Here is a 20833-nt window from a genome sequence, read left to right as displayed (position 1 = left end):
CAATGCTCATGTACGGTAAAGAAGCAAGCAACCGAAAACAATAGATAGACCGCCAGCACTACACTATTCCGAACCAAAGACCAAAAGATAAGCATTTTGAGAAAATCTAAACTTTTGGATTTTCCTACAATGCCGACTACGGCGGAATCCCTCCCACTCCTTATATATTTCTTTCTGTATACATTGAATTTGTATTTAGTAAAATGCAGACAACACCACGGATCGGCTTTTGGCTGGACAATTCCAACCAAACACCGCAGCAGACAGTAGAAACCATTCTGAACGTTAGGAAGCCGGTATGATTGTTACATATAAGGGGAAGAAAAATTTCTTTTAGATACTTGTTTTCCTAAAACTGATGTGATATAATAATTCAATTCCAGAAAAGGAGTAAAAAATATGCGGCAAGGTATTCTTAAATAAAACTATAATCAAATAGTGGGAACAAAGGATTATGATAGTCCCTTTTGTAGGGGCTTAGTTTTTTGTACCCAATTTAAGAATACTTTTGCCTTATCAATTTTGACATATCCCCAAAAACAGCACTCACAAACAGGTGTATGCTGTATATGTGTATGTCCGCAAATTATCATCCCCAGTGGTAAAAGTATTTTACTGCTGGGGATTTTTATGCCCTTCGGGGCAGTAAAGGGAGGACAATCACATGAAAATAATCAATATTGGAATTCTTGCCCATGTAGACGCTGGAAAGACGACCTTGACGGAGAGCCTGCTATATGCCAGCGGAGCCATTTCAGAACCGGGGAGCGTCGAAAAAGGGACAACGAGGACGGACACCATGTTTTTGGAGCGGCAGCGTGGGATTACCATTCAAGCGGCAGTCACTTCCTTCCAGTGGCACAGATGTAAAGTCAACATTGTGGATACGCCCGGCCACATGGATTTTTTGGCGGAGGTGTACCGCTCTTTGGCTGTTTTAGATGGGGCCATCTTGGTGATCTCCGCTAAAGATGGCGTGCAGGCCCAGACCCGTATTCTGTTCCATGCCCTGCGGAAAATGAACATTCCCACCGTTATCTTTATCAACAAGATCGACCAGGCTGGCGTTGATTTGCAGAGCGTGGTTCAGTCTGTTCGGGATAAGCTCTCCGCCGATATTATCATCAAGCAGACGGTGTCGCTGTCCCCGGAAATAGTCCTGGAGGAAAATACCGACATAGAAGCATGGGATGCGGTCATCGAAAATAACGATAAATTATTGGAAAAGTATATCGCAGGAGAACCAATCAGCCGGGAAAAACTTGTGCGGGAGGAACAGCGGCGGGTTCAAGACGCCTCCCTGTTCCCGGTCTATTATGGCAGCGCCAAAAAGGGCCTTGGCATTCAACCGTTGATGGATGCGGTGACAGGGCTGTTCCAACCGATTGGGGAACAGGGGAGCGCCGCCCTATGCGGCAGCGTTTTCAAGGTGGAGTATACAGATTGCGGCCAGCGGCGTGTCTATCTACGGCTATACAGCGGAACGCTGCGCCTGCGGGATACGGTGGCCCTGGCCGGGAGAGAAAAGCTGAAAATCACAGAGATGCGTATTCCATCCAAAGGGGAAATTGTTCGGACAGACACCGCTTATCCGGGTGAAATTGTTATCCTTCCCAGCGACAGCGTGAGGTTAAACGATGTATTAGGGGACCCAACCCGGCTCCCTCGTAAAAGGTGGCGTGAGGACCCCCTCCCCATGCTGCGGACGTCGATTGCGCCGAAAACGGCAGCGCAAAGAGAACGGCTGCTGGACGCTCTTACGCAACTTGCGGATACTGACCCGCTTTTGCGCTGCGAGGTGGATTCCATCACCCATGAGATCATTCTTTCTTTTTTGGGCCGGGTGCAGTTGGAGGTTGTTTCCGCTTTGCTGTCGGAAAAATACAAGCTTGAAACAGTGGTAAAGGAACCCACCGTCATTTATATGGAGCGGCCGCTCAAAGCAGCCAGCCACACCATCCATATCGAGGTGCCGCCCAACCCGTTTTGGGCATCCATCGGACTGTCTGTTACACCACTCCCGCTTGGCTCCGGTGTACAATACGAGAGCCGGGTTTCGCTGGGATACTTGAACCAGAGTTTTCAAAACGCTGTCAGGGATGGTATCCGTTACGGGCTGGAGCAGGGCTTGTTCGGCTGGAACGTAACGGACTGTAAGATTTGCTTTGAATACGGGCTTTATTACAGTCCGGTCAGCACGCCGGCGGACTTCCGCTCATTGGCCCCGATTGTATTGGAACAGGCATTGAAGGAATCAGGGACGCAACTGCTGGAACCTTATCTCTCCTTCACCCTCTATGCGCCCCGGGAATATCTTTCCAGGGCTTATCATGATGCACCGAAATACTGTGCCACCATCGAAACGGTCCAGGTAAAAAAGGATGAAGTTGTCTTTACTGGCGAGATTCCCGCCCGCTGTATACAGGCATACCGTACTGATCTGGCCTTTTACACCAACGGGCAGAGCGTATGCCTTACAGAACTGAAAGGGTATCAGGCCGCTGTCGGCAAGCCAGTCATCCAGCCCCGCCGTCCAAACAGCCGCCTGGACAAGGTGCGCTATATGTTTCAGAAGATAATGTAACGTCTTGCGCAATGCAAGCGTTCATTGCTGGCTATTGCGAAATATCATTGATAAAATCAGTATCAGAGAGGAGAAACTATTTTGAACCAGGAACAGACGAATATTACAACAGGAAAGCAAATACGTCATCTGCGAACACAATTGGGAATGACACAGGAAGAACTAGCCGGGGAATTGAATGTTACCCGGCAGGCACTATCGAATTGGGAGAGAGATGTTAATGAACCCGATTTAAATATGTTGAAAAAAATTTGCTTTCTTTTTGGAGTCAACATGGACGATTTTGCGAAGGAGGTAATAACAAAGATGGAAACATATGAAAAAAAGGAGAAACGACAATTTAATAAGTACGATATGGCAATTGGACTTTTTTATGGTGTTGGTATATTTCTTGGCATTGGTATTTTCTTTGTTGGCGGTTTTATGACAATGTCAGGTGCAGGGTGGGGAGCATCACTATTTGGCGGTGGCTGTTTTTCTCTTGTATTTGGCTTGATATGCCATGCAGTTATTACATTGAGAAGAAATGACAAATGATGACATATCCTGCTTTCTATACTTTTCGGTAATACCGAGTAAAAAAAGCCGCTGCTTTTGGCTTTCCAATAGCGGCGGCTTAATGCAAGCGGCGGCAAAGGGAAATATCCTTTGAATACCTTACAGAAGAAAAGTTTTGCAGCATTACAAAAATAAAAGCCTATACCATTTTGGAAAGAAAAGATACATAATAGTCAAGACGACAACAATCAGAAGTTATGGAGGGTAACAATGGAATATAGTAAGGAAGATTTAATGGAAGCAAAAAAGCAAATTTTGGGAGTGGGAGAGAACATGGGAACAGAGGAAAGTAAAAAAATCTGGGAGGAGAACGCACAATTTTGGGATAATGCAATGGGTGACGAATCTAATGAATTTCACAGAGAGGTAGTGCGCCCCAAAGTAACGGAACTTCTATCTCCTAATCCTGCGGATTACATTTTGGATATTGCGTGTGGCAATGGAAATTATTCTTCGTATCTTGCACAAAGAGGTGCTTCGGTTGTCGCTTTTGATTACAGCAAAAAAATGATAGAATTGGCTAAAAGACGGCAATCACAATATGCAAAACAAATTGAATTTTGTGTGGCGGATGCGACCGATAGAAAAAGTATATTAGAATTAAAAAGAAATCGAGCCTTTACGAAAGCAGTTTCTAATATGGCAATTATGGATATTACGGACATTGAACCACTTCTTATGGCTGTTTATGAACTGTTGCAGGAAAGCGGAATTTTTGTCTTTGCAACGCAACACCCTTGTTTTGTCACGTTGACTGAAAAATATATGACACCGCACAGTTACTATGATATAGCGATTGAAGGGCAACCGAAAGAGCAGATTTATTATCATCGTTCCATACAAGATATTTTTAACCTTTGTTTTAGAGCTGGATTTGTCATTGATGGATTTTATGAAGAATGTTTCAAAACCAACAAAGAAATTCCTATGGTAATGATAGTAAGGCTTAAGAAGGTAAAACGTGATAGCTTAAAATAAATTCAAGTTTGTCGGGTAAATAGCAAACCCAGCCGAGCCAGTCAACGATAAAATGAACGCCGCTTCGCGCCGTCGTTGACAGCCCCGCCCGTCTTTGCTGGTAGGCAATCAAGGGGCGACAGCAAGGAGTACTGCCGCCCCGCACTATTATTCAGAGAGGGGGAATTTCCATGACCGAAGATGAAGCCTACAAGGTGCATATCCAGTACACATTCAATGCCTTTTGCAAGGTAGTCATTCGTCACGCAGCCATAGATAAAATCTTGAAGCTGCGCCGGAGGTGGGAACGGGAAGTTTCCCTTGATTATCTGATGAGTGAAAAGTTTGTCCAGCTTGCCGAGCCGGAGTAGCTTGAAGAATATCTTTTTACCGCCTGCGGCCAGACCGCCGTTCTGTATCATGCGGAGCTTGCCGCCGCCCTTGCCCTTTTGCCGGAGCAGACGCAGGAAGAAATTTTTCGTTACTATTTCCTGCGCCAGCCGCAGCGAGTGATCGGCGTACATATTGGCCGGACACGCAGCACAGCGGGGCGGCATATCCGGCTTGCCTTGCAGCGGTTAAGGCGGCTCATGGAGGGAAATGACTATGAGTAAACTTCTCCCCTATGAAACAATCGTCAAAGCCCATGAGGGCGACCCGGACGCAATCGACACCATTCTTTCCCACTATGCCGGATATATCCGCTACTGTTCCAAAGTACACGGGAAAGTCAACGCCGAAGTTGAGGAACATATAAAGCAACAGCTCATTGCCGCCCTGTTCAAATTTCGCTTTGACCGATAAACAAAGAACAAACACTGGCTGTCATTAGCGGTTTCACTCCAGCCAGTTTACAATTCATCTATTCCTAAAGGAAGCAGGTCATAGTATAATAGAACCAACGACAAATATACTTTTAGGGGAGATATAGCAATATGAAAAGTAATAAATACTTAACTATTGGCTTATTAACAGGATTTATTGTCGGTGGTTGCATAGGTGTGTTGGCATGGGCGTTTTTGCAAAATCTTTTTGCTATTTCTATTTGTGCAGGTATCGGAATGTTGATTGGAATTGTTATAGGTACATTGATTGATTATGAAAAAAATAATCATCAAGAGAAATAGAAAAAATGCACAATGCCTTAAAGGGAAAACAGGAATTTATTGTGCTATCCATCATCGGGCCAACCTGACCTGAACTTTCAAAACTGAATATCCACCGCCCATCGGCGGCCAGCGAAAGCAGTAAGTCTGAAAAAGATTTGCTGCTTTTTTCTTTATCCGTTTGGCAAAATCGCAAAGTCATCCGTAGTAGGTAGGTGAAGCCGGAAACAAAAAATTTTCTGCGGCGGTAGCCAAATCTGCATTTTCTGTATTTCTAAGGCAAAGGAAAATTTGAGAAAATTCCCGGCAAGCGGGTAGCTGGCGGCCTTTGAAATGTATCTTTAGCGGAAAGAAAGAACTGCGGGTAAAAATCGCCCCACGCCGTAAGATTTTTGCAGAAATCCGGCCAAAACAGGCGGCAGCTATACGAGTAGTAAGTGCAAGGGGAAATCTACGGCTTACTTAGAGCAAGTTTCTACCACGGTGCCAAAATCCGCAATTCTGCGGTTTTGCCCCTCGCGGGAAACTTGTTGGGGAGTGCCTTCCCCAAACCCTGCTATGCGGCTTACGCCGCAAAAATATTTCTGTCCGGCAGACAGGAAATGCCCCGAAAATAGCTAACAGACCAGCCCATTTTTTGTGATAAGTGAAAGGAGGTTTACAGCCCATGCCGAAGCGATACAACACCCCCCACCGCAGCCATGTTGTGAAAACCCGGCTGACCGATGAAGAATACGCCGACTTCACAGAACGGCTTGCGCCCTATGGTATCAGTCAGTCCGAATTTCTCCGGCAGGCCATCCGGCGCACTACCATACGCCCCGTACTCCATGTGTCGTCAGTCAATGACGAGCTGCTCTCCGCTGTCGGGAAGCTCACAGCCGAGTACGGCAGGATTGGCGGCAATCTCAACCAGATTGCCCGCACCCTCAACGAGTGGCATAGCCCCTACCCGGCTATGGCAAAGGAATTGCGGGAAGCGGCCGCCGACCTTGCCGCCCTCAAGTATGAAGTCCTAAAGAAAGTAGGTGACGCCGTTGGCAACACTCAAGCATTTAGGCTCTAAGAACGCCGACTACGGAGCCGCCGAACAATACCTGCTCTTTGAGCATGACGAATTTACTATGAAGCCCGTCCTTGATGAAAACGGCAGGCTTATCCCCCGTGAGGATTATCGCTTGTCCACGCTGAACTGCGGCGGCGAGGATTTTGCCGTTGCGTGTATGCGCTCCAATCTCCGCTATGAGAAAAATCAGCGGCGGGAGGATGTGAAAAGCCACCACTATATCATCAGCTTTGACCCACGGGACGGGCCGGACAACGGCCTGACCGTAGACCGGGCGCAGGCGTTGGGGGAGCAATTCTGTAAAGAGCATTTCCCCGGCCATCAGGCCCTTGTCTGCACCCACCCGGACGGGCATAACCACAGCGGCAACATCCATGTGCATATCGTCATTAACAGCCTGCGGATAGAGGAAGTGCCGTTCCTGCCCTACATGGACAGGCCAGCGGACACGAAAGCCGGGTGCAAGCACCGCTGCACCGACGCAGCCCTACGCTACTTCAAGTCCGAGGTCATGGAGATGTGCCACCGGGAAGGACTTTACCAAATCGACCTCTTGAACGGCAGCAAGAACCGTGTCACAGACCGGGAATATTGGGCGCAGAAAAAGGGACAGGCCGCACTGGACAAGCAGAACGCCCCCATGATTGCAGGCGGTATCACGCCCCGGCAGACCAAGTTTGAAACGAACAAGGAGAAGCTGCGGCAGACCCTACGGAAAGCCCTTGCCACCGCTGCCAGCTTTGACGAGTTTTCCTCTCTGCTGTTGCGGGAGGGTGTGACCGTCAAGGAGAGCCGGGGGCGGCTGTCCTACCTCACGCCAGACAGGACGAAGCCTATCACCGCCCGGAAGCTGGGCGGCGACTTTGACCGCACCGCCGTCCTTGCCGTTTTGGAGCAGAACGCCCAGAGGGGCGTAACGGTTCGCTACACCCCGCAGCACCAAGCCGCCAGAGCCGCCGAACAGACCGCAGCCATACCCGAATACCTACACGCCGGGAAAGGCCGCTTACAGGGCGAAAAGACAGGGAAAATCGACCCCAGACAGGACAGTGTGCAGCGGCTTGTGGACATTGAGCAGAAGATGGCCGAGGGCAAGGGCAAAGGCTATGAACGATGGGCGAAGATACACAATCTGAAACAGGCCGCCAAGACCCTGACCATCTACCAACAGTACGGCTTTTCTTCCCCGGAACAGCTTGAAGCCGCCGTTGCTACCGCCTATCAGGAAATGCGCCAGACCAGCGGCGAACTGAAAGCACTGGAAACGAAGCTGCAAGGGAAAAGGGAGTTGCGGCAACAGGTACTTGCCTATGCCAAGACCAAGCCCATCCGCGAGGGGCTGAAAGCGCAGAAATCCGAGAAAGCCCGCGCCGCATACCGCCAGGCAAACGAGAGCGATTTTATCATAGCCGAAGCCGCCGCCCGGTATTTCAAGGCACAGGGGCTTACCAAGCTGCCCGGCCGAAAAGCGTTGCAGGCCGAGATCGAGCAGCTTATCTCCGAGAAAGACGGCCTGTACAACACCTATCACGAACAGAAGCAGCGGTTCAGGGAGTTGCAGACCGTCAAGCGGAACATCGACCAGATTTTGCGCCGGGAAGAGCCGCACCGCAGAAAGGAGCAGAGCCATGAACGATAAGCCGTCCCGCATGGACTACCGCCAGCACCAGGCAGCCCGCCGCCTTGTGCATGAGTGCTGTAACTACGACGAGGGGAACTGCCTGCTGTTAGACGACGGGGAGCCTTGCGTGTGCGTCCAGAGCATTTCCTATTCCCTCATGTGCCGCTGGTTCCGTGTGGCTGTCCTGCCCCTTGACGGGGAGCTGGCCGCAGCCCTCTTGTACCGGGGGAGCCGGAAACGCTGCGCGGTCTGCGGGGCGGCCTTTGTCCCCAAATCCAACCGGGGGAAATACTGCCCCGGCTGCGCCGGGTGCATGAAGAAACGCAAAGCCGCCGAGAGAAAGCGGAAACAAAGGCAGAAATGTCACGCTTTAGAGCCTTTCAAACCCGCATAAATCAAGGCTTTTTTCGTGGGTGTCAAAGGGTATGCGATACATTTATCCTTTCCCCCCGGAAATGCCGTCCTAATGCGTGACAAAGCCCAAAAACGACACAACACAGAGGGAGGTGATACTATCGCTGATTATATCAGGGCAGACACCACGCTGCCCGCCTATCTTCCATACCCCCGTTTCCTGCTGAAAATGGAGATTTCACAGACCGCCAAGCTGCTGTATGCGCTTTTATTAGACCGCTCCACCCTGTCACAGAAGAACGGCTGGCAGGACGGCGAGGGCAGGATATTCATTGTCTACCCCGTTGCGGAGATAGCGGAAATGCTGGACAAGGGTTGTACCGCCATCAAGGGAGCCTTGAAAGAACTGGACGCAGCCGGGCTTTTAGAACGGGAACGGCGGGGCTTCTCCGCACCCAATCGGCTTTATGTGAAAGTGCCGCCTGTCCCAGTGGTACGGTTTTCCGACCAACTGATGGCCGGAAAAGCGACCCTCATACAGTCGGAAAAGCGACCTTATGACGGTCGGAAAACCGACCCTATGATGGTCGGAAAACCGACCCCTAACAAAACTAATATAAACAACTTAATAGAGAACCAAACAATGAGAGCGAGTGGGGAGCCGCCCACAGCTTATGGCCGATATGAGAATATTTTTCTGTCAAAGGACGAATATGACGAGTTACAGGCAGAATACCCGGACAGGCTGGAACGGCTGATTGAGGAAATGAGCCATTACCTTGCCGCCAGCGGGAAAGCCTACCAGAATTATGCCGCCGCCTTGCACAGATGGGCGGCCAATGACAAAAAGGGAGCCGTAAAACAGGGCATCCCCGACTATACCTGTATGGAGGGAGAAAGCTTATGACAAGTGAAATCAAAGATATTTTGGAGAACATGACAACCGCCGCCCCGGAGATGGAGGACTATATCGGCGAGGACGGACTGCTTTACTGCGGAAAGTGCCATACGCCGAAAGAAGCCTACTTCCCGGAGGGTAAGGAGCTGTTTGGCCGTGACCGCCACCCGGCAGAGTGCGACTGCCAGAGAGCCGCCCGTGAGCAGCGGCAGGCCGCCGAGGAACACCGCCGCCATGTGGAAGCCGTGGAAAATCTGAAACAGAGGGCTTTTGCCGACTCAGCCATGCAGCAATGGACATTCGAGAACGACAACGGCAGAAACCCGCAGACCGGGATTGCCCGGCGGTATGCGGAGCATTGGGAAGAAATGCAGGCCGAAAACATCGGCTGCCTGTTCTGGGGGAACGTCGGCAACGGGAAAAGCTACCTTGCGGGCTGTATCGCAAACGCCCTCATGGAGAAAGAAGTCCCCGTATATATGACGAACTTCGCCGTTATCCTGGGCGACCTCTCTCCCGGCTTTACAGGCCGGAATGAGTATATTTCCCGCCTTTGCCGCTATCCGCTGCTTATCATTGACGACTTCGGCATGGAGCGTGGCACCGACTATGGACTGGAACAGGTATTCCATGTGATTGATACCCGATACCGCAGCAACAAGCCGCTGATCGCCACCACCAACCGCCCGCTGGACGAGTTGAAAAAGCCGACAGACACGGCCCATTCCCGGATTTATGACCGACTGCTGTCCATGTGCGTCCCGATACGCTTTACTGGCGTCAACTTCCGGCAGGAAACCGCAAAGCGGAAAATGGAAACCATGAAGAAACTGCTGGCTGAATGAAAGGAGTATTGCCTATGGAGAATATCAAGCAGCACGACCACCGTACCACCCGCCGCCCCGACTGCGTGACGGAAATCCGCATGGGGAATACCGTTCTTGTCGTGTCCGGCTTTTTCAAGAAAGACACCACCAGCACCGCCGCCGACAAGATGGCGAGGGTACTGGAAGCGGAAGCCGCTGCTACACAAAAAAAGGCGATTTGACAAGCTGTAAAGAAGCAGATTTATCACTTTTACCGCTGTACAGCCGCCCCTGTTCCGTGGTACAATGAAACCACGGAATAGTGGGGCTGGCTGTCGGAAACGGAGGATTTTATGTTAAGACAAGCCACCCAAAACCTCATTACCGCCCTTTATCCGAGATTGTCCCATGAGGACGAATTGCAAGGCGAGAGCAATTCCATTTCCAACCAGAAACGGATTTTGGAAGCCTACGCCAAGCAGAACGGCTTTACCAATCTGCGCTGGTACACCGACGACGGCTACTCAGGTGCGAACTTCCAGCGGCCCGGATTTCAAGCCATGCTTGCAGACATTGAAGCCGGGAAAGTCGGCACCGTCATAGTCAAGGACATGAGCAGGCTGGGGCGTAATTACTTGCAGGTGGGATTTTACACGGAAATGCTGTTCCCTCAAAAGGGCGTGCGTTTTATCGCTGTCAATGACAACGTGGACAGCGCAAACGGCGGCATGGACAATGATTTTACCCCTCTGCGGAACTTATTTAACGAATGGCTGGTGAGAGATACGAGCAAGAAAATCAAGGCAGTAAAGAAAGCAAAAGGCATGAGCGGCAAGCCTGTAACCAGCAAGCCAGTCTATGGCTATCTCATGGACAAGGACGAGAACTATATCGTTGACGAGGAAGCCGCCCCGGTTGTCCGGCAGATTTACCAGCTTTGCCTTGCGGGAAATGGCCCGACCAAGATTGCCCGTATGCTGACGGAGCAGCAAATCCCCACGCCGGGGACGCTGGAATACCGCAGGACGGGCAGCACCCGACGCTACCACCCCGGCTATGAGTGCAAGTGGGCGACAAACACCGTCGTCCATCTGCTGGAAAACCGGGAGTACACTGGCTGTCTGGTAAACTTCAAGACGGAGAAGCCCTCTTACAAGGTCAAGCACAGCGTTGAGAACCCCATCGAGAAGCAGGCTATCTTCCCAAATCACCATGAGCCGATTATCGACACGGAAACATGGGAGCGTGTGCAGGAGTTACGCAAGCAGCGAAAACGCCCGAACCGCTATGATGAAGTGGGGCTGTTCTCTGGTATGCTGTTCTGCGCCGACTGCGGCCATGTGCTGTATCAGCAGCGGTATCAGAACAAGAACCGCAAGCAGGACTGTTATATCTGCGGCAGCTACAAGAAGCGTACCCGTGACTGTACGGCACACTTTATCCGCACCGACCTTTTGACGGCGGGCGTGCTTTCCAATCTCCGGCAAGTGACGGAATACGCCGCCAGGCATGAGAGCCGCTTTGTAAAGCTGCTCATCCAGCAGAACGAAATCGGCGGCAAGAGAAAGACCGCCGCAGCCACGAAGCAGCTTGAACAGGCCCAGACACGCATTGCCGAAGTGAACCGCATTATCAAGCGGCTGTATGAGGACAATGTAAGCGGCAAAATCAGCGACGAGCGTTTCATGGAGCTGTCGGCGGACTATGAGCAGGAGCAGCGGGAACTGAAAGACCGGGCTGCCGCTTTGCAGGAGGAACTTTCCAAGTCGCAGGCCGCCACCGTCAACGCCGAGAAATTCATGGGGATTGTGAGAAAGCACCTTGCTTTTGAAGAATTGACCCCCACCCTCTTGCGGGAAATGATTGAGAAAATCGTCGTGCATGAGTGCAGCTATGACGAGAACGGCACCCGCAGGCAGGACATTGAGATTTATTACAGCTTTGTCGGCAAGATAGACTTGCCGGAAGCCTAACGCCTGACCTATCCGACACAGCCCTAAGTGCCGGATAGGAACGGCAAAATTTTTTACACTTCTATTACTTCTTTATCGCACATTAGCAAAGGCCCATGGCTTTCAGCTTTTCAATCTGTATAATGCGGGCCACGTTGTGGTTGTCGTAATAGCGGCGTCCGCTGTCCGGCGCAGTGTAGGCGGGCGTCAGCAGACCCTTTTCCTCTAAGCGCAGCAGCGTGCTGCGGGACAGGCTGCAGGCGCGGGCGGCCTCGGTAATTTGAAAAAGTTTTTTCATATCTTCCGGCATGGCGCAAATCTCCTTAAAAAAGCACTTGCTTCGTTCAGGGGTGGACGGGTTATACTGTCATTATACGAGATACAGCGCCGTTGTCAAGACCCTGCGCGGCGCAAGGAAGTGGAGGTTCAATACCTTGACGCGGTGGATGCGGATTTTGTGTGTTATGCTGTGCCTGTGCGTACTGTGCGGCATTGCGGCGGTGGGCGCTTCGGCGGCAAGCGAGAGTTTCAGCTTTTCGCTGAAGCTTGCCTCTGCCGCAAACTGTCGTTCCTACGGCGGCAATAACATCAGCACCTTCAACCCCCAAAATGCGGACAAGGATCGGGGCAGCTATGAAAGCGGTACAGTCGAGGTCACCAACAACGGCACTTCCTCAACCATACACTTGAAAGAGCGGAAAAACTTCAAAAACGCCTACTATCTTCTGCTGCCCTTTACGATGACCGTAAAGGTTCCGGCGTACACCTGCTATAAGGTTACACTCTCTTACGATATCAAGCTGCAGCGCAACGCCAACGGCGAAAGCTGGTATGTGATGGAATGGACCGACAACACCGACGGTGCCGCCTACAAACGAACCTATTCTGCCAATAACGCCGACGCAAGCGGCGGGATCTGCCGGCTTCACAGCAGCGCAAAAAGTGCCTGCACCGGCAGCGGCACGGTGGAGCTTACCTTTGACAACCTGAACGGCTCCGCACAAAAAAGCATGACCCGCGAGTACGCCATTTTTGTGGGCAACAGTAAGTCCAATTCGTTGCTGGAGTCCTACCACCACCAGCTGGAAACCACCTTTACCCTCTCGAAAAAAAGCTGCACCACGACCAAAACCGTGCGGCTTAACGCCAACGGCGGCAAGGTCAGCCCGGCAAGCAAGGTGGTGACCTGCGGCAGCACCTACGGCACACTGCCCACGCCCACCCGCACAGGCTACGACTTTGACGGCTGGTATACACGGGAAAGCAGCGGCACAAAAGTAACCGCAAACACTTCCGTCGGCACAGACCCACCTACCACACTGTATGCCCACTGGAAAGGCAAAACCTATACGGTAACCTTTGATGCCAACGGCGGCACGGTCGGCATGAAAAGCAGAACGGCAACCTATGGCAGCGAATACCCTGCCCTGCCCGCCCCCACACGCGAGGGGTACAGCTTTGACGGCTGGTATACCCAAAAAACCGGCGGCACCAAGGTGGACGAAAACACCACAGTTACCACCGCCGCCAACCATACCCTGTACGCGCATTGGCATTTGACCCCGGCCCTGGCCCCCTACAATGTCAAATTGGAGATGGATGAGACCGGCGTCTATGGCAAGCGCATTTATCACCATGTGGGTTACAGTTCATACGACAATCACACCAAGGAAACAACCTGGTATGCCTGTGATGAAAACGGCGACAACGGAATTCCTATCACCGACGAAAACGGAGACCCCACCTACCCCACAACCCCCACCGCAGGGGTGCATTACTATTACGTGCTGGTCACGGCCACACGCAAGGACAACGGCCTGCAAGCCAGCACAAAAAGCAATGTAGTCTGTGTAACGGTGACAAAAGCCACGCCGAAAATCACCGAGCCGCCAACGGCTGCCGCGCTGGACCTGGCTGTGGGCAACACCCTGGCTTACAGCACCCTGACCGGCGGCACGGCCAAAAACAACAACGCCAGACCTTCAACCAACGTGGCGGGCCGTTTTGTCTGGAAGGACGATACGGTCAAGCCGCCCCGCAACGGCGGACGATATGCTGTTGTTTTTCAGCCGGACGACACCCAAAACTACGAAACGGCCGAAACCACGGCGTATGTCAGCGTGACCTGCAGCCACAAATTCGGCGCATGGAGCGCCGGAAGGCGCACCTGTGCAGTCTGCGGCGAGGAGGATGTACGCACCAACACCGTCACCATCACATGGGGCGAGCTGGCTTACACCTACACCGACGGGGCGTGGAACCCCGCCACACACGATTATGACATCGGCGGCGGCTGGGCACCGAACCGCAAAAACGGCGATGTCATCACCGTGCAGAATGAGGGCGCAAACGAGGTGCGCGTGAGATTCCAATACACAAAAGCCGACACGGCAATCGGCGGCAACTTTGCCAACAGCGACGGAGACTACATCTACAGTCCGATTGACCTGCCGGTAAACAGGACAAAAACCGTGCTGCTGTGCCTGACAGGCCGCCCCGGCAAGGCACTGAACAACGCCGAAATCGGGTCGGTAACGGTCCGACTGGAAGGGGGCTATTGATGGAAAACACAGACAAGAACCGCAAAAAGCGGTGGCTGCTGCTCGTGCTTCTTCTGCTGCTGTTGCTTCTTCTGCTGCTTGGCGTGCTTTTCTGCCGCAAAAAGCCGCAGGCGACGGACACCGCCCCCGCGCCGGAGTCATCGGTATCGACGCCCGCCGGCGGCGGCACGGTGTCGCTGACCTATTCCGATGCGGCAGGCATCGACTTAACCGCCGGGCAGGTCACGCTGCTGTTTGCCAACCCCGAAAAGTCCGGCTGGGACGCATCGGTTTGCCTGGTCGTCGGGGAGTGTGAGGCGGCACGATCCGACCTGCTGGCCCCCGGCGAGCAGGTCACCCAGCTGGCACTTTTGGACGGCGTCGAAAAAGACCTGACGGCAGGCAGCTGCAGCGGCACGCTGAAGGTATCGTTCTACCACCCGCAAACCGGCGCCAAGGCTATGCTGGACGCCGAAATTCCCGTAACCGTCACCGTAACGGGCTGACCCCCGCACGGACGACATAGGGCAATGCCCGTATAATTTTTCAGGAAGGATGAAAAACAATGAGGAAGAAAAAAACAGCTCTGGTACTTACCCTTGCCATGGTGTTCTCTCTGGCACCCCTGTCTGCCTACGCGGACATGATCACCACAGGCGGCGGCACAGCCAGCCACGATGTAACGGCAACCTATAGGGCAGATTCGTCCGGCGGCGCGGGCGGCACGGTGTACAGCGTGGACATCACCTGGGGCGATATGGCGTTTACCTATACGGCGGAAGCCGGTATTTGGGACCCTGCCACCCACAAAACCACCGACGCCGAAGGCGGTGTCTGGACGGTAGACAAGGAAGGCGGCAACACGATCACCGTGACCAACCACTCCAACACGGGCGTTACGGCAGCGTTCAGCTATGCGGCAGACACTGGCTTTGAGGGCATCACCGGCACCTTCGACAACGCTTCGCTCAATCTGGAAACCGCCGTCGGCACGGCTGTAGAGGCAGCCCCCAAGGCCACGACCTCACTGTCTCTGAACGGCGCATTGGGCAGCACCACCGCCGACAACACCAAAATCGGCACCATCACCGTGACGCTGAACTGAGCAACGCATTTCCCGGGACAGTTTTCTTGCAAAACAAACGGGCAGGGGCGAGCAATGCTCGCCCCTACAATGCACTCTTTCAAAACGCAAAAAGGGATGCCGCATTCGCGGCATCCCTTCTGCATGTCAAAAACCTCCCTCTGCGAGGGAGGTGCCCCGAAGGGGCGGAGGGAGAGAACCTTGCCATAGTCCGAAATATTTCGGGCAGCCGTACAGTTCTCTCCCCCACCGCCTGCGGGCGGAGCCCCCTCGCAGAGGGGGCCAAGGGGTGAGCACATCTTTCTCGACAGTCCAGGGGCAGCCAATGGCTGCCCCTACCTATTTAATATAGGCCGGATAGGCTCAGCGGGTCCCCTGTGCGGATTTCTGCCGGGCACTTTTGCGGTACTCATTGGGTCTGGTGCCTTCGATCTTACGGAAGCATTTGGAAAAATAAGCCAAAGAGCCGAAGCCGATCTGCTCGGCGATCTGGGTCAGGCTGAAATCGGTGCTGGTAAGCAGCGCTTTGGCCTCGGTAATGCGGCGCTTCATCAGGTAGTCGATGGGGGAGACCTTATACTCGTTCTTGAACGAGTGGGACAGGTAATACTTGTTTACGTGGGCAATCTCCGCCAGCTTGTCCAGGGTAATGCTTTCACTGTAATTTTCATCGATATATCGTTTTGCGGTGGCACATTCCTTGCTCTCGGCGGGCGGCGCAGTGAGGCGCAGCGAAACCGATGCCATGCGCACGATTTTGACTAGCAGCACCTCGGTCAGGTCCTGGCAGACCATCTCGCAGCCGTCCTCCCGCGCGTCGATTTCCCGCAGCAGCAGCTGCATCAGGCTCAGCAGCTCCTCCCGCTGGGGGCTGCATTTCAGCATCGTGTAGCCGTGGTCCTTCTGGTCAAACAAAATTTCAATGCCCTCGATGCCCAGCACAATATATTCCAGCGGGTTTGCCTGGTAGCTCAACTCGGTATGCAGGGTGCGGGGGTTCACAATGACCATGTCGTCCGGGGCAACGTCCAGCATTTTGCCTTCGACGTTGAACTGACCGCGTCCATCCACGCAGTAGAACACTTCGGTGCAGGAGTGGGTATGCGGCACCGAGTTCCAGTCTCCGCCGAAGCGGCTCTTGCTCACGTACATCAGGCGGATGGCCTCCCGCGGGGGAACGTCCATATTGAATTCATACCGTGTGTTCATAGGCGGCGCGCCTCCGAATGACAAAATATTTACAAATAATCCAAAGTATGTGGAGCAATATCGTTACATAATTAAGCAAGAACGGAAAAGTAAAAAGTCGTGGGCCATTTCCGGTTCCGTCCTTATTATATACGCATTTGGGGCGCATGGCAAGAGCTTTCCATAAAAAATCGCGATGCAAAACAGAATATCAGCACGTTTCGCTGCAAGCAGGCCCAAAGTTGGCAAGCTGCACAAAGAAAAGTCTTACTTTTTGTGCAGCTTTTTCTTTATTTTCTGATGTTGCCGCCGACATTCGAAAATAAAGCAAGATAGTACAAATGCGCAACAATATACCTACTGTTCAAAGAGGGCAGAAACAAGTATGATGGTGTCAATGAAACGATGCCTGCCGTGGCAGACAAAACGGACAGAGAAGGGATTATGAAGATGGAGCAGACCGGAAGATTGACACTTCCCACAGACGCAGATGTGGTTGCGGAGACCCTGCGGCTGAAGAATCTGTTGGGCGCGGATGCCCTGCGTGACTGCGACGGCACCGAAATGCCGAAGGAGCTGCTGACGGACCCCGCCAAAAAGTACGCTACCTATTATACGACCCGCAAGGACAACGCCTGGGCGGAGGCAAACCCCGACGAGGTCCAGCAGGAGTATCTTATCAGTGACCGCCATACGGCGCGCGGCACGAAGCTGCGCATTCATCTGATGGACGGCTTCCACACCCAGCAGCTCAAGGTCAACACGCTGGACGACCCCAAGCGCTGGTGGGAGGTCATTGACCGCACGACGGGCGAGGTCGTCCCCACCGACAAGTGGTTCTTCGATGAGCCGACGGGCGAGGTCGAGATCGAAACCGTCCCCTATCACGAGTACACCGTCAGCTTTCTGGCGTTCCTGATCTGGGACCCCGTACACATGTACAACTTCCTGACGAACGACTGGAAGGATACGCCGCACCAGCTGACCTACGATGTGCGCCAGCCCAAGACGCAGGCCTATGTAAAAGAAAAGCTGCGCCGCTGGTGCGAGGCCAACCCCCACATTGATGTGGTGCGGTTCACGACCTTCTTTCACCAGTTCACGCTGACCTTTGACGACCAGAAGCGCGAGAAATTCGTCGAATGGTTCGGCTACAGCGCCAGCGTCAGCCCCTACATTCTGGAAAAATTTGAAAAGTGGGCAGGGTACAAGTTCCGCCCCGAGTTCATTGTGGATCAGGGCTACCACAACACGATGTTCCGCGTGCCCAGCAAGGAGTTCCGCGATTTCATCGAGTTCCAGCAGCAGGAGGTCTGCGCTCTTGCCAAAGAGATGGTCGACATCGTCCACTCCTACGGCAAGGAAGCGATGATGTTCCTCGGCGATCACTGGATCGGCACCGAGCCCTACGGCAAGTATTTCGCCTCCATCGGGCTGGACGCCGTGGTCGGCTCGGTCGGCAGCGGCGTTACGCTGCGGATGATCTCCGACATCAAGGGCGTCAAGTACACCGAAGGCCGTCTGCTGCCCTACTTCTTCCCCGATGTGTTCACCGAGGGCGGCGACCCCATCGGTGAGGCCCGCACCAACTGGATGAAGGCCCGCCGCGCGATTTTGCGCAGCCCGCTGGACCGCATCGGCTACGGCGGCTACCTCAAGCTTGCCAGCAACTGGCCCGGCTTTATTGACGAGATCCAGAATGTGGTCGGCGAGTTCCGCCAGATCCACGAAAATATGCAGGGCACAAAGTCCTACGTTGCCCCGTTCAAGGTGGCCATCCTCAACTGCTGGGGCGGCCTGCGCAAGTGGATGAGCAATCAGGTGCATCACTCCATTTACCACCGGGAGACCTACTCCGCCGAGGGTGTTCTCGAATGCCTGAGCGGCATGCCGTTTGACGTGGAGTTCATCGACTTCGATGACATCCGCAACGGCATCCCCAAGGACATCGGCGTCATCATCAACGTCGGCGATGCGTACACAGCCTTCAGCGGTGCCGAGAACTGGATCGACGAAAAGGTCGTGACCGCCATCCGCAAATTTGTGGACGAGGGCGGCGGCTTCATCGGTGTGGGCGAGCCCACCGCCTGCCAGCATCAGGGGCGGTACTTCCAGCTGTCCGACGTGATGGGCGTGGACCGCGAGATGGGCTTCTCGTTAAGCACCGACAAATACAACACCTGCGACCCGCACCACTTTATCCTGGAGGATATTGACACCGCCGTTGATTTCGGCGAGGGCACGAGCCGCATCTACGCGCAGGGCAAGCACTATCAGATCCTGGCGCAGGACGGCGAGTACAGCCAGTTGGTCGTCAACGAGTACGGCAAGGGCCACAGCGTCTACTTTGCCGGGCTGCCCTACTCCCCGCAGAACTGCCGCATTTTGCTGCGCGCCATCTACTACGCCGCCGGTATGCCGGAGGAGATGAAGCACTACTACGTGACCAACGTCGATACCGAGGTCACGGTATTCCCCGAAACGAAGCGCATCGCGGTCATCAATAACGCAGATGCCGAGGAAAAGACAGACCTGTACATCAAGGGGCATCTGATCGACAGCCTGACGCTGGCCCCGCGCGAGATGCGCTGGGTAGACGATGCCGAATAACACCCGATAATTTATGCCCCGCCGTGGGACATACGTTATACAGCCAAAGAATGGAGAAACATTTTTAAGGAGGAAACCCCCATGAAAAAGAAGAATGCAGCAGCCCTTATGGCGGCAGCTATGGCAGCATCCCTGCTGGTCGGCTGCGGCGGCGGTGCCGCTTCCAGCAGCGCAGCCACCTCTACCGCCGAGAGCACCCCTGCCGAGTCCAAAGTGGAATCCACCGCAGAGTCCACTGCCGCTGACGGCGACGAGACCCTGACCGTATGGGCATGGGACCCCAACTTCAACATCTACGCCCTGAAGCAGGCGGAGGCCATCTACCAGAAGGATCACCCCAACTTCAAGCTGAACATTGAAGAAAACGTCTACAGCGACATCGAGACCAAGCTCATCACCGCTGCCACCAGCGAGGATTACAGCACCCTGCCTGATCTTTTCCTGATGCAGGACTATTCCTACCACAAGATGGTCGCCAACTTCCCCGGTATCTACACCGACCTGACCGATTCCGGCTTGGATTGGGACAAGTTCTCCGGCGGCAAGCTGGCTGATTCTACCGTCGATGGCCACCACTACGGTCTGCCCTTCGACAACGGCGCTTCCGTCATGGCGGTTCGTTCCGATATGATCGAGAATGCCGGTCTGACCGTCGACGACTTCAAGGATCTGACCTGGAGCGAGTTCGAGGAGAAGGCGCAGAAGGTCGTGGACGCCAACGGCGTGCCGATGCTGACCTCCTCCGGCGGTTCCGAGCTGATCATCGAGATGATGCAGTCTGCCGGTGCCTCCCCCGTGGTGGACGGCGAGGTCAAGATCGCCGACAATGCCGCGCTGAAAGAGTCCCTGACCGTCTACAAAGACATGGTCGACAAGGGCATTCTGGCCGAGTACACCGACTGGGACCAGTACATTGCTTCCATGAATGACGGCAAGGCTGCCGGCGTCATCAACGGCTGCTGGATCATGTCCAGCGTGCAGGCTGCCGCGGATCAGTCCGGCAAGTGGGCTATCGTGAATATGCCCAAGCTGGACGGTATCGACGGTGCCACCAACTACGCAAACTGCGGCGGCGCAAGCTGGGCCGTTTCCTCCAACTGCAAGAACACCGAGCTGGCCTTCGACTTCCTGAAGAGCACCTTCGGTTCCAGCGTCGAGCTGTATGACGATCTGCTGCCCAACGCCGGTGCGATCTCCAGCTACCTGCCCGCTGCCGAGAGCGACGTCTACAACCAGCCTTCCGAGTTCTACGGCGGCCAGACCGTTTACAAGGACATCGTTGAGTTTGCAGGCAAGGTCCCCGCATTCGACTGCGGCGCTTACTACTCTGACGTGCGCAGCGCCCTGACCGATGCCGTCACCAACATCGTCCAGAACAACGCCGACATTGACAGCGAGATGCAGAACGCCCAGGATACCGTGGAGTTCAACATCGCTGGCTAAGCAAAACATGACACACACTGTGTCCGGTTACAACTGAGAATTTGCCAAGGGCACGGTTTGCATCTG

20 protein-coding genes are annotated in these 20833 nt (G+C 53.7%); 17 read left to right on the top strand and 3 right to left on the bottom strand.

Annotated elements, in window-relative coordinates; all coding sequences use genetic code 11:
• Window positions 1–664: 664 nt before the first annotated feature.
• The 3 genes from tet(W) to B5D32_RS09570 all read left to right on the top strand — a co-directional run bounded on the left by tet(W) (window position 665) and on the right by B5D32_RS09570 (window position 4120).
• Window positions 665–2584, top strand: a complete 1920-nt coding sequence (gene tet(W), locus B5D32_RS09580; protein ID WP_000691721.1) for a tetracycline resistance ribosomal protection protein Tet(W) — start codon at window positions 665–667, stop codon at window positions 2582–2584.
• 81 nt (window positions 2585–2665) lie between these two features.
• On the top strand, window positions 2666–3121 hold the full coding sequence (locus B5D32_RS09575; RefSeq protein WP_001071126.1) for an XRE family transcriptional regulator: 456 nt from the start codon (window positions 2666–2668) through the stop codon (window positions 3119–3121).
• Between the two features lie 231 nt (window positions 3122–3352).
• Window positions 3353–4120: a class I SAM-dependent methyltransferase gene (locus tag B5D32_RS09570; RefSeq protein WP_000456787.1), complete on the top strand. Its 768-nt coding sequence runs from the start codon at window positions 3353–3355 to the stop codon at window positions 4118–4120.
• Between the two features lie 41 nt (window positions 4121–4161).
• On the opposite strand, the gene B5D32_RS15800 is transcribed toward B5D32_RS09570, so the two are convergent.
• Entirely contained in the window at window positions 4162–4623 is a 462-nt protein-coding gene (locus B5D32_RS15800; RefSeq protein ID WP_021659603.1) for a hypothetical protein, read from the bottom strand.
• 82 nt (window positions 4624–4705) lie between these two features.
• Between B5D32_RS15800 and B5D32_RS09560 the strand changes: the two genes are divergently transcribed.
• The 9 genes from B5D32_RS09560 (at window position 4706) to B5D32_RS09520 (ending at window position 11923) form a co-directional block, all read left to right on the top strand.
• Window positions 4706–4903, top strand: a complete 198-nt coding sequence (locus tag B5D32_RS09560; protein ID WP_001909500.1) for a helix-turn-helix domain-containing protein — start codon at window positions 4706–4708, stop codon at window positions 4901–4903.
• 131 nt (window positions 4904–5034) lie between these two features.
• A complete protein-coding gene (locus tag B5D32_RS15560; protein ID WP_000841357.1) occupies window positions 5035–5226 on the top strand; it encodes a hypothetical protein in 192 nt (63 codons plus the stop codon).
• 646 nt (window positions 5227–5872) lie between these two features.
• A complete protein-coding gene (locus B5D32_RS09550) occupies window positions 5873–6271 on the top strand; it encodes a plasmid mobilization protein (RefSeq protein ID WP_001126628.1) in 399 nt (132 codons plus the stop codon).
• A complete protein-coding gene (locus tag B5D32_RS09545; protein ID WP_009249723.1) occupies window positions 6243–7910 on the top strand; it encodes a relaxase/mobilization nuclease domain-containing protein in 1668 nt (555 codons plus the stop codon). The genes B5D32_RS09550 and B5D32_RS09545 overlap by 29 nt, the downstream gene beginning before the upstream one ends.
• Window positions 7900–8286 (top strand): cysteine-rich VLP domain-containing protein, encoded by a 387-nt coding sequence (locus B5D32_RS09540; protein WP_000998386.1) that lies wholly within the window; start codon window positions 7900–7902, stop codon window positions 8284–8286. The genes B5D32_RS09545 and B5D32_RS09540 overlap by 11 nt, the downstream gene beginning before the upstream one ends.
• 72 nt (window positions 8287–8358) lie before the next feature.
• Window positions 8359–9153, top strand: a complete 795-nt coding sequence (locus B5D32_RS09535) for a replication initiator protein A (RefSeq protein ID WP_001205019.1) — start codon at window positions 8359–8361, stop codon at window positions 9151–9153.
• On the top strand, window positions 9150–9989 hold the full coding sequence (locus tag B5D32_RS09530; protein WP_000200031.1) for an ATP-binding protein: 840 nt from the start codon (window positions 9150–9152) through the stop codon (window positions 9987–9989). The genes B5D32_RS09535 and B5D32_RS09530 overlap by 4 nt, the downstream gene beginning before the upstream one ends.
• A gap of 14 nt (window positions 9990–10003) precedes the next feature.
• Window positions 10004–10192 (top strand): transposon-encoded TnpW family protein, encoded by a 189-nt coding sequence (locus B5D32_RS09525; RefSeq protein ID WP_000427739.1) that lies wholly within the window; start codon window positions 10004–10006, stop codon window positions 10190–10192.
• Window positions 10193–10303: 111 nt separating this feature from the next.
• Window positions 10304–11923 carry a recombinase family protein gene (locus B5D32_RS09520; RefSeq protein WP_000945966.1) on the top strand — a complete coding sequence of 540 codons (1620 nt, stop codon included), beginning with the start codon at window positions 10304–10306 and terminating at the stop codon, window positions 11921–11923.
• A gap of 82 nt (window positions 11924–12005) precedes the next feature.
• Here B5D32_RS09520 and B5D32_RS09515 read toward each other — a convergent pair whose 3' ends face one another.
• A complete protein-coding gene (locus B5D32_RS09515; protein ID WP_078784825.1) occupies window positions 12006–12212 on the bottom strand; it encodes a MerR family transcriptional regulator in 207 nt (68 codons plus the stop codon).
• A gap of 124 nt (window positions 12213–12336) precedes the next feature.
• On the opposite strand from B5D32_RS09515, the gene B5D32_RS09510 reads away from it, so the two are divergent.
• The 3 genes from B5D32_RS09510 to B5D32_RS09500 are packed head-to-tail and all read left to right on the top strand — an operon-like array spanning window position 12337 to window position 15547.
• Window positions 12337–14463, top strand: coding sequence for an InlB B-repeat-containing protein (locus B5D32_RS09510; protein WP_159447021.1), 2127 nt, complete (start codon window positions 12337–12339; stop codon window positions 14461–14463).
• Window positions 14463–14948 (top strand): hypothetical protein, encoded by a 486-nt coding sequence (locus tag B5D32_RS09505; protein ID WP_078784823.1) that lies wholly within the window; start codon window positions 14463–14465, stop codon window positions 14946–14948. Before B5D32_RS09510 ends, B5D32_RS09505 begins: the two co-directional genes overlap by 1 nt.
• A gap of 59 nt (window positions 14949–15007) precedes the next feature.
• Window positions 15008–15547 (top strand): hypothetical protein, encoded by a 540-nt coding sequence (locus tag B5D32_RS09500; protein WP_078784822.1) that lies wholly within the window; start codon window positions 15008–15010, stop codon window positions 15545–15547.
• Window positions 15548–15889: 342 nt separating this feature from the next.
• Here B5D32_RS09500 and B5D32_RS09495 read toward each other — a convergent pair whose 3' ends face one another.
• Entirely contained in the window at window positions 15890–16735 is an 846-nt protein-coding gene (locus B5D32_RS09495; protein ID WP_078784821.1) for a helix-turn-helix domain-containing protein, read from the bottom strand.
• A 423-nt stretch (window positions 16736–17158) separates the two neighbouring features.
• Here B5D32_RS09495 and gnpA point away from each other — a divergent pair, with 423 nt between their 5' ends.
• Both gnpA and B5D32_RS09485 read left to right on the top strand, forming a co-directional pair.
• Window positions 17159–19324: a 1,3-beta-galactosyl-N-acetylhexosamine phosphorylase gene (gene gnpA, locus B5D32_RS09490; RefSeq protein WP_200805181.1), complete on the top strand. Its 2166-nt coding sequence runs from the start codon at window positions 17159–17161 to the stop codon at window positions 19322–19324.
• A gap of 81 nt (window positions 19325–19405) precedes the next feature.
• Window positions 19406–20767, top strand: coding sequence for an ABC transporter substrate-binding protein (locus B5D32_RS09485; protein ID WP_078784820.1), 1362 nt, complete (start codon window positions 19406–19408; stop codon window positions 20765–20767).
• Window positions 20768–20833 lie beyond the last annotated feature (66 nt).

The sequence above is a fragment of the Gemmiger formicilis genome, assembly GCF_900167555.1.
In the GTDB taxonomy this organism is placed as follows: Bacteria; Bacillota; Clostridia; order Oscillospirales; family Ruminococcaceae; genus Gemmiger; species Gemmiger formicilis.
This window is presented reverse-complemented; position numbering and strand designations above follow the sequence as displayed.

Coding starts and splice junctions, on each gene's coding strand:
- B5D32_RS09570 (WP_000456787.1), top strand. CDS start 3,353: ATGGAATATAGTAAGGAAGATTTAATGGAAGCAAAAAAGCAAATTTTG.
- B5D32_RS15800 (WP_021659603.1), bottom strand. CDS start 4,623: ATGTACGCCGATCACTCGCTGCGGCTGGCGCAGGAAATAGTAACGAAA.
- B5D32_RS09560 (WP_001909500.1), top strand. CDS start 4,706: ATGAGTAAACTTCTCCCCTATGAAACAATCGTCAAAGCCCATGAGGGC.
- B5D32_RS15560 (WP_000841357.1), top strand. CDS start 5,035: ATGAAAAGTAATAAATACTTAACTATTGGCTTATTAACAGGATTTATT.
- B5D32_RS09550 (WP_001126628.1), top strand. CDS start 5,873: ATGCCGAAGCGATACAACACCCCCCACCGCAGCCATGTTGTGAAAACC.
- B5D32_RS09540 (WP_000998386.1), top strand. CDS start 7,900: ATGAACGATAAGCCGTCCCGCATGGACTACCGCCAGCACCAGGCAGCC.
- B5D32_RS09535 (WP_001205019.1), top strand. CDS start 8,359: ATGCGTGACAAAGCCCAAAAACGACACAACACAGAGGGAGGTGATACT.
- B5D32_RS09530 (WP_000200031.1), top strand. CDS start 9,150: ATGACAAGTGAAATCAAAGATATTTTGGAGAACATGACAACCGCCGCC.
- B5D32_RS09525 (WP_000427739.1), top strand. CDS start 10,004: ATGGAGAATATCAAGCAGCACGACCACCGTACCACCCGCCGCCCCGAC.
- B5D32_RS09520 (WP_000945966.1), top strand. CDS start 10,304: ATGTTAAGACAAGCCACCCAAAACCTCATTACCGCCCTTTATCCGAGA.
- B5D32_RS09515 (WP_078784825.1), bottom strand. CDS start 12,212: ATGCCGGAAGATATGAAAAAACTTTTTCAAATTACCGAGGCCGCCCGC.
- B5D32_RS09505 (WP_078784823.1), top strand. CDS start 14,463: ATGGAAAACACAGACAAGAACCGCAAAAAGCGGTGGCTGCTGCTCGTG.
- B5D32_RS09500 (WP_078784822.1), top strand. CDS start 15,008: ATGAGGAAGAAAAAAACAGCTCTGGTACTTACCCTTGCCATGGTGTTC.
- B5D32_RS09495 (WP_078784821.1), bottom strand. CDS start 16,735: ATGAACACACGGTATGAATTCAATATGGACGTTCCCCCGCGGGAGGCC.
- gnpA (WP_200805181.1), top strand. CDS start 17,159: ATGAAGATGGAGCAGACCGGAAGATTGACACTTCCCACAGACGCAGAT.
- B5D32_RS09485 (WP_078784820.1), top strand. CDS start 19,406: ATGAAAAAGAAGAATGCAGCAGCCCTTATGGCGGCAGCTATGGCAGCA.